Genomic DNA, 8,256 nt, shown 5'->3' with positions numbered 1-8,256 from the left:
CACACAAGATGTTGCCATTGACGCACACAGAGCAGAGTATCTTCCCCCGACCGGAGTATGCGCTTGGAGCGTCTTTAGCTTGGTCTTTGGTATAGTAGTTGTCGTTTTTTTTTATCTGGCGGTTTTGCGTTGATAATGGCGGAGCACATGGGTTGGGCTTTTACTTATCGTTTTATGGGGATAGCAATAGCGGTAGGTATGCTTGCTGTATTATTTAGTAAGGAGCCTTCTTCTGAAATTAAAGAAAAGAGTAATTTTATTATTTCCTTTATTGCACCCGTTAAAGATTTATTAAATCGTCCGGGTATCATTTACCTTTTTATGTTTGTATTTTGTTATAAGCTGGGGGAAGCATTCACAACAACAACCAGCGGTATCGTGATGCCATTTTTAATTCAAGGTCTAGGTTTTTCCTTGGATATTATTGGCTATATTAATAAGATGCTGGGAATAGTTTCTATATTGTTGGGTGGTTTAACTGCTGGTTTCTTATTACTGCGTTATTCACTATTTCGTTCCCTATTATTCTTTGGATTATTACAAGCGCTTACTAATGTTCTTTTTGTGATCTTGGCAATAGTAGGAAAAAATGTGGTCTTATTGGCAATTGCGGTATTTTCAGATAATTTTGTTGCGGGTATGGGTTCCACCGCGTTAGTTGCTTTATTTATGCGATTGGTAAACAAGCAGTTTACTGGAACTCAATTTTCGATATTAGTTGCATTATCTACTTTACCCAGGATTATCTCTGGTCCTTTTGCAGCGACTATTCAAATGCATATTGGATGGGTTGGCTTATATCAATTATCAATCGCCTTTGCTTTGTCTTTCATTCCATTTTTGATATTGATAAAAGAACAGACAAAAGAGAAAGGGCAACCTGCTGAGGCAGTATTAACTGGTACGGCTTAAATAAGGCGCCAAGAGCTTGGGAAATTAGTAATTTACTCTATTGCTAAACGCTAACTTCCACGTAGTAAAAAATACCCAATATGATGATTTCGCAGTACAGCTAAAATAGTTTGCTTATTAAAAAGGGGTGGCAATTCATTCAATACGGCTTGTTATTGAAAAAAGATGGAGATACCCTATAGTTCAGCCTAGCGTGCAGTTGCTTTTAGCGCAAATGAGTATACCTCCAAAAGAAGAAGCTGGAGCACAATGTTATCTATAGATAGGAGCAGCCTCAGTTTATTTAAGGATTAAGCATGCCTTGCTGCTTCCAGACAAAAATATCCTTGCTCAGTTACTAGGCTAATCGCATCCAGTTTAAATTCTTTCGTGTATTTTCTTCTTGTAGACATTTATGTGCCATTATGAACTATTAAGAACTGTTGCAAAATAGTTCATTGGTACCGAGGGTGGGACTCGAACCCACACGGTGTCACCACCACCGGATTTTGAATCCGGCGCGTCTACCAATTCCGCCACCCCGGCATGAGATGGTCATTATAACAAAGAAATAAATTCTAACAATGGGTAATTTGATTTATTATTTAATAAAGAGTTTTATTGGTTATTAGTTTGACAATTTCTTTTGATTTATTGAATAATGGGAGCATGAAATAAGTATAGAACCAATCAAGTTTATGGAGCTGTTATGAAAAGGTATTATTCTATTATTTTAGGTTTGGCTCTGGTTCAATATAGTTTGAGTACCTTTGCTTTGACTTGTCCTGATCCGCAAACGACCTCCTTACGATGGGGAGTTCCCCCATCACCCTGGATAGTAAACCCTTTTTCACCGAATAGCCCACAAGGGGATGAAAATACCCGTTTTGTCAGGTCTAACATCTTGGTAGCTGGATATGGTCAGGGTATAACTTGTACTTATAGAAATTCTGTAGGCGATTATTCTATCTTATGGCAGGTTCGGTCAAAAATCCCGGCTCGTGCTGATTACAGCTGGATAGAAACCATAGGTGGTTATGTATGTACCGCAGGTTTGAATGAGTGCCAGTTTTATGTGACCGATCCTTCTCTTTGATGTGTCTTGAATTCGAGGGTATTGGCGATTTAAGGTAGCTCGAATTAGATAAGGCCGTACTCTGAGTAAGAATTAGGTTTCCTTAATGATGCCTTGTTAATTCGAGCTACAATAGATTAATTTAAATCCTGTCTTCAGTAATATTAATCATCATTTCCAAAGCTTTTTTGGCATTAGCTATTACCCACTGTTGATCATGGATAGGTAGTCTGTTCCTGGTTCCGGTGAATTCATTCACTACGTCACCGGCCTTTACTTCGTTATAAGGCATGGACTTGCCTTGCCGGAGTAAATCAAGAAGTGCTACAAGGTGGGGAGGATCGTTGCGTGACATGGTTGCGCAGCCGCAACCTATGCTTTTACTGGCATCCTTTTTGGGAGCTTCAGCAAGATTTACTACTTTAATTCCGAGCGTTTTGCAATATTGCTTTAGGTTTTCTACCATGTGATTTTCAGTACCTATGGCATAATGTTTTGTACCTGCCTTATCGTGTGTGACATAGTCCCATATAAAGGCAGTAGATCCGGAATAATCAGCTACTTTGATAACTTCATTTCGACATTCAGGATGGACAATAGTTGTGTATCCTTCGCTTTGCCAGTATTCACACATTTCAGCCTGGTAATGGGTATGAACGGCGCATTGGCTGGCAAATAAAATGAGCTCTGATTTATCGAATTGTTCCAGAGTTTTTTTATCTTGGGCTGGCAATGAATAATTAGCGCCTGCTGTTCCTCCAGGCCAATAGGCAAGATTTTTAATCCCCAACCAGTAAGCTACATTTTCGCCCATGTGCTGATCAGGAATAAACAAAATTTTTTTATTTTGCTTTTGAGCCCATTGAAATATTTTTTTAACATTAGAACTGGTACAAACAGCACCTCCTTGAGCTCCTGTCATCGCTTTGACACGCCCCGAAGTGTTCATATAGCACACAGGTAAAATATTTTCCGCACCATAACGTTCATTTAAATCAAGAAAAGCGGGTTCAACCATGAAATCTTTGGCAAGCATTTCCATAGTGCATCCTGATTTGGGATTTGTGATGAACACTTGTTGGTTCTCATTAGCTAAAATGCTGATGGATTCTGCCATAAAATGTACTGCTGATTCTACGATAACTGATTTTTCGGGGTTATTGGCAGCCATTAATGCTAATTGGTAAGAATCACCAATTTTACCTCCAAATTGTTCAATCAGCCGCACAATTTCTCCACCCATATAATAATGAGCAAGAAGGAGTAGCTGCTTACCAAAATGTTTTTGAGCTTTTACCAAATAGGGTTTCATCCAATTTAAAACTGTAGTGAGCTTGCGATCCGGTAAAGCCTGGTATTCTTGAGCATAAGGAATGAAATCTTCTTGGTACCAATCCAATGGATAATCACTTTGACAAATGGCCATATCATTACGAATGGACATCAAAGTGGCCTCAGGTTGGTAAGTAGTTGATTTTTTAAACATTAATACACCTCAATCTCTTTATATCTTTTACTGGATATTGCTACTCTAGTGAGCTGTCCACTGGTCCTAGTTTGGCTATACTTTCTTGAGCTTTTGTGTTTTTATTGGGAAAGTCCTCACGAAAATGCCCACCACGTGATTCCCTTCTGGAAAGCGCTGCTCTAACAATCAACTCGGCGTTAAGAATGATATTTCTTAATTCGATAAAATCCCTGGTAATGCAATGTTTCCAGTAATATTCTTCAATGATTTTTTTACGCTTCATTATTAATTGTAGTAGATCTTCTAGTCCTGCTTCAGTTCGCACAATGCCTGCATAAGAAGTCATTTCTCCCCTTAATCCTCTCCATTGAGCATTAATTTGGCTGGCTCTTCTTGCATTGACTTCTCCTGGAGAACTCCAGTTAGGGATGTGATCAAGCAATTTCAAGGGAGTAGTAATGTCCTTAAGGGAGCAGCGTGCTGCATTTAAACCCATTACCAGAGCTTCAAGTAAAGAGTTACTTGCTAATCTATTCGCGCCATGTAAGCCGGTAAAGGCTACCTCGCCTATAGCATATAAGCGCTTGAGATCGGTATGACCATCTACATCAGTCAGCACTCCTCCGCATTGATAATGTGCGGCCGGAACTACTGGAATCATATCTTGGCTCATATCAATGCCAATGGATAATAGTGTAGAGTAAATTTGTGGGAAGCGTTTCTTCAAAAAGGACTTGCTTTGATGGGTAATATCAAGATGAACATATCCCGCTTGGCTTTGTTCAATTTCACTAAAAATAGCTCGTGCTACGACATCTCTTGTAGCTAACTCCAGGTGGTTAGGTGCGTACCGTTTCATAAAACGCTCGCCTGTCTCAGGGTTTTTAAGTAACGCGCCTTCACCGCGGACCGCTTCCGAGATTAAGAAATTATTGAGCGAATGATGATGCAAAAGAGTAGGGTGGAATTGATAGAATTCCATGTTGCCCACACGAGCTCCGGCTCTATAGGCCATTGCAACTCCATCACCTGTTGCTACCATAGGATTGGTAGTGTATCGATAGGTTTTCCCTGCTCCGCCTGTAGCTAAAATAACGCATTTGGCAATAAAAGTATGTATGCGATTACGGTGGCAGTCTAAAATATAGGCTCCTAATACTTCGCCTTGATTATCGGTTTGGTGCGGATGATATTGAGTAATCAGATTGACTGCAACATGGTGTTCAAAAAATTGTATTTGTTGATATTGTCTCGCTAAATGGTTAAGCGTTTGAGTAATGGTCAGCCCAGTCTGATCGCCGCAGTTAAAAATGCGCCGATAAGAGTGTCCTCCTTCCTTAGCAAGATGGAAGCGGCCATCATTTTCTTTCTTGAATTGGACGTTGTATTCGTTAAGTTGTTTAATGATATCAGGCCCTGACGAATAATAAATTCAACGGCCGGTCGATAACACAGCCCGTCTCCAGCTAATAAAGTGTCGGAAATATGTGACTCAAGGGAGTCTTCAGGAGAAATAGCGGCAGCAATTCCTCCTTGAGCATAGCGGCTATTGCATTCAATCGCTTCTGCCTTACTAATTAACGCTATTTTCAGTTTAGGTTGGATACCTAATAACTGCAGACAATAATGTAATCCAGCTAATCCCGTCCCAATGACGAGAACGTCAAATTCAAATAATTGCCCTTGTTGGGAGAACTCATCAGTCATGAAAAAGCCTTTACCAATTGGGTTGCAAGACCTGTATATGTTTCTGGTGTTAATTTCATTAACTGTTCTTTTGCTTCTTCGGGGATAGATAAATTTTTGATAAACTGTTTGAGGTTATCTGCGTCGATGACTTGCCCTCTTGTAAGGTCCTTTAATTGTTCATACGCATTGGGCACATTGTAGCGACGCATTACTGTTTGAACAGCTTCTGCTAAAACTTCCCAGTTTTCAGACAAATCTTTTTGTAGTGCGGTTTTGTTAATTTGCAGCTTGTCATTGCCTTTGGCTATCGAGTGATAAGCAATCAGGCTATAGGAGAACGCTACGCCTAAATTACGCAATACGGTGGAGTCTGATAAATCTCTTTGTAAACGGGATTGAGTTAATTTATTGGCAAAATGAATAAATAAGGCATTGGATAAGCCTAAATTACCTTCAGCATTTTCGAAATCTATAGGATTTACTTTATGTGGCATAGTTGATGAGCCAACTTCTTCCGCTATCGTTTTTTGTTTAAAATAGCCAAGAGAAATATAGCTCCAAATATCCTGTGCGTAATCCAAGAGGATATTATTAACCCGCACCATAATTTGTGAGACTTCAGCTATTCCATCATGAGGTTCGATTTGTGTCGTGTAGGCATTAAAAGATAAACCTAGAGACGTAACAAAATTAGCACAATGTTTACGCCAATCGACTTCAGGATAAGCGGCTAAGTGAGCATTATAATTGCCAACTGCTCCATTGAATTTGGCAGGGATTAGCACTTCGGCTAATTGTTGTTGTGGCCGTTTAAGACGGGCTACAAAGTTCACCAATTCTTTACCCATGGTTGTTGGCGTTGCAGGTTGGCCATGAGTTCTCGAAAGCATAGCCATGTCACCATGCTGTTTTCCAAGAAGAGTGATACTCCCCATAATTTCAGCCAAAGTAGGTTGTATGACCTGAGCTATCGCTTGTTTGATCATTAAAGCATAGGCTAAGTTATTGATATCCTCTGAAGTACAGGCAAAGTGAATAAATGCAACAAGAGGTTTAAGTTGTTCATTTTCCTGAAATTTATCTTTTAGATAATACTCTATGGCTTTTACATCATGATTGGTTTGTTGTTCAAATTCTTTTATCTGTTCAGCTTCTGATTCATTAAAATTGGAAATAAGATCAGATAAAAATTTCCAGGCTTTATCATCTAATTTAGGTACTTCAGGAATGGTATCGTTTGCAGCTAATGATTCAAACCATCTGATTTCAACCATTAAACGATAATATGTTAATGCAAATTCGCTAAAATAAGGACTTAATGCCCTGGTTTTATTTATGTAACGACCATCTATGGGGGAAATCGCGTTTAGTGCAGTAAGTGTCATAATACTAATTTGTCCCGGTTATAAAGCGTATATAATATTAGAAGCAGAACAAGATGTGAATTAAAGTGATAAATATTATAAAAAAATTAGCGTGATTTTGTGCAATATGTGTATAATAATGGCCAATTCTAATACATCAGGTCATTTTTATGAGAACACTCATTGAGTCGTACCAAGCAGGTTTATTTCAAAAAAAATATTGGTTACGAAATATCATTTCAGGTTTAATAGTTGGTGTAGTAGCCTTACCTCTGGCGATGGCTTTCGCCATAGCTTCAGGCGCTAAGCCTGAGCAAGGATTATATACCGCTATTGTTGCGGGACTTATAGTCTCTATTATGGGGGGTAGTAGAGTCCAAATTGCAGGGCCAACTGGTGCTTTTATTGTAGTGCTTTCTGGAATAACTGCTCAATATGGTATCTCAGGGTTACAAATTGCTACCTTAATGGCTGGTTTTATTTTGGTCATTTTTGGTTTGGCTCGTTTGGGGACAATTATTAAATTTATCCCTAGTCCAGTGATTATCGGATTTACTTCTGGAATAGCTGTAGTTATTTGGGTAGGCCAGTGGCAATATTTTTTTGGGCTGCCTTCAGCAGGAGCCGGGCATTTCCATGAAAAATTGTGGCATTTGCTGCAATCTTTTCCACAATTAAGTATTCCATCGACGTTGTTAGGGGGGTGTGCTTTAGCAACCGTACTTTATTCTAACAAATTGCCAGGATTAAAACGTATTCCTGGCCCATTGGCCGCTTTGGCATTAGCTACTCTTATACAGTCATTGGGGCATTTTGAAGGGGTTGCTACTATTGGGAGTATGTTTGGAGGAATACCTCAAGGTCTGCCTTCTTTCAGTTGGCCTCAAATCACTGTGAATAGATTGATTGAGTTGATTGGCCCTGCCTTTGCGATTGCTATGCTAGGAGCAATTGAATCCTTATTATCTGCTGTGGTTGCCGATGGAATGAGTGGTACTAAACATAATTCAAATAGAGAGCTAGTCGGTCAAGGAATAGCAAATATTGCGGCACCTTTATTCGGTGGTTTTGCGGCTACTGGAGCAATCGCTCGGACGGCTACAAATATTCGCAACGGGGGAAATAGTCCTTTGGCAGGGGTTGTTCATAGCATTACCTTAATTTTAGTGATTTTATTTCTTGCTCCTTTAGCTGTTAATGTTCCTCTTGCTGCACTGGCAGCTATTTTATTTGTAGTAGCCTGGAATATGAGTGAAGCTCACCATTTTATTAAACTCATTCGCGTTGCTCCTAGATCTGATGTAGTCATTTTATTGGTTACTTTTTGTCTTACTGTGTTTGTTGATTTGGTCGTTGCAGTCAATGTTGGAGTCATCATTGCTGTATTACAGTTTCTACGCCGGATGGTTAAGAGCATCGAAATTCAGCGTATTTCTGAGGAGCAACTGTCGCAAGAGTTGTCGCAAGAAAGAAATGTTGATTTACCCGAGGGAGTTATGGTGTATGTTATTGAAGGTCCATTTTTCTTTGGAGCGGTTGAAACGTTTCAGAGAGCATTAGCTAGCACTCATACTGAACCTCATATTTTGATCATTAGGAATGCGTTGGGTTCCTTTATGGATGCTACTGGTTACAAGCCATGGAAGAAACTATTTGAATTGCAAAAGCGTGGAGTAAAGGTTTATTAAGCGGAGCCAACTCATCCGTTGAAGTAAAAACTTCGTAAAATGGGAATAGTTAAACTAATTGGGGAACAAAATTTTTATAAG

3 protein-coding genes, 1 tRNA gene and 4 pseudogenes are annotated in these 8,256 nt (G+C 39.4%); 3 read left to right on the top strand and 5 right to left on the bottom strand.

Features of this window, described 5'->3' with window-relative positions; translation table 11 throughout:
- Positions 1-912: pseudogene (locus OK13_RS09190) on the top strand (MFS transporter); the annotation flags it as partial.
- A 299-nt stretch (positions 913-1,211) separates the two neighbouring features.
- Here the strand turns inward: OK13_RS09190 and OK13_RS14410 are convergent.
- Positions 1,212-1,304: pseudogene (locus tag OK13_RS14410) on the bottom strand (transposase); the annotation flags it as partial.
- A gap of 46 nt (positions 1,305-1,350) precedes the next feature.
- Positions 1,351-1,437, bottom strand: a tRNA-Leu gene (locus OK13_RS09185).
- A 163-nt stretch (positions 1,438-1,600) separates the two neighbouring features.
- Here OK13_RS09185 and OK13_RS09180 point away from each other — a divergent pair.
- Positions 1,601-1,987, top strand: a complete 387-nt coding sequence (locus OK13_RS09180) for a DUF3757 domain-containing protein (protein ID WP_035890393.1) — start codon at positions 1,601-1,603, stop codon at positions 1,985-1,987.
- A 121-nt stretch (positions 1,988-2,108) separates the two neighbouring features.
- Here the strand turns inward: OK13_RS09180 and nadA are convergent, their stop codons facing one another.
- From nadA to purB, 3 genes and pseudogenes are all read right to left on the bottom strand, one after another.
- Positions 2,109-3,452, bottom strand: a complete 1,344-nt coding sequence (gene nadA, locus OK13_RS09175) for a quinolinate synthase NadA (RefSeq protein ID WP_035890386.1) — start codon at positions 3,450-3,452, stop codon at positions 2,109-2,111.
- 40 nt (positions 3,453-3,492) lie between these two features.
- A pseudogene (gene nadB, locus OK13_RS09170) lies at positions 3,493-5,141 on the bottom strand (L-aspartate oxidase).
- Entirely contained in the window at positions 5,138-6,508 is a 1,371-nt protein-coding gene (gene purB, locus OK13_RS09165; protein ID WP_035890382.1) for an adenylosuccinate lyase, read from the bottom strand. Before purB ends, nadB begins: the two are co-directional and overlap by 4 nt.
- A gap of 149 nt (positions 6,509-6,657) precedes the next feature.
- On the opposite strand from purB, the pseudogene OK13_RS09160 reads away from it, so the two are divergent.
- Positions 6,658-8,256, top strand: a pseudogene (locus OK13_RS09160) (SulP family inorganic anion transporter); the annotation flags it as partial.

The sequence above is a fragment of the Legionella norrlandica genome, from assembly GCF_000770585.1.
Classification (GTDB): Bacteria; Pseudomonadota; Gammaproteobacteria; order Legionellales; family Legionellaceae; genus Legionella; species Legionella norrlandica.
Note: the sequence above shows the minus strand (reverse complement) of the source record. Positions and strands in the feature narration are given on the sequence as shown.

What these genes read in the sequence shown, in the direction of transcription:
- OK13_RS09180 (WP_035890393.1), top strand. Translation starts at nt 1,601, where the DNA reads ATGAAAAGGTATTATTCTATTATTTTAGGTTTGGCTCTGGTTCAATAT.
- nadA (WP_035890386.1), bottom strand. Translation starts at nt 3,452, where the DNA reads ATGTTTAAAAAATCAACTACTTACCAACCTGAGGCCACTTTGATGTCC.
- purB (WP_035890382.1), bottom strand. Translation starts at nt 6,508, where the DNA reads ATGACACTTACTGCACTAAACGCGATTTCCCCCATAGATGGTCGTTAC.